The 370-nt window shown below is 45.7% G+C and carries 1 protein-coding gene; it reads right to left on the bottom strand.

What is annotated here, in order from left to right; translation table 11 throughout:
* The coding region (locus BHE89_RS27230; protein WP_216081040.1) for a DUF3304 domain-containing protein at window positions 1-265 on the bottom strand (265 nt) is incomplete at its 3' end.
* Window positions 266-370: the final 105 nt, after the last annotated feature.

Genomic DNA, 370 nt, shown 5'->3' with positions numbered 1-370 from the left:
GGCACCCAAGCTTCGTGGGTTGAGGTATTATCGCGCAGTTGTTGCTCCCAGCGATTATAGGCTTCGACTTGGTCAAAATCAGGTGCTGGTGGAAATTTTGTGGTATCCACCTTTTCCATTGAATATGTGCGATTAAATTAGGGCGCCATTTTTCAGGGATCATCACACAACAGACCGTGCCACCAATACTGCCGTAACCTTCATTAATTGAAAAACCTGAAATTTCAAATTGTGTGTGGTTATAGCCCTGAAGCCCGGCTCCCAAGATGGAGTTTTCTGGTTTTGCACCCCAAGAGCCCGCATTGGCACAACCGGAAAGGAAAAAAGAGATAATTAAGAGCGAGGCAAGTTTGGGGGAAATTTGCCAAAA

It is taken from the genome of Shigella sp. FC1967 (genome assembly GCF_001743005.1).
GTDB lineage: Bacteria > Pseudomonadota > Gammaproteobacteria > Enterobacterales > Enterobacteriaceae > Proteus.
This window is presented reverse-complemented; position numbering and strand designations above follow the sequence as displayed.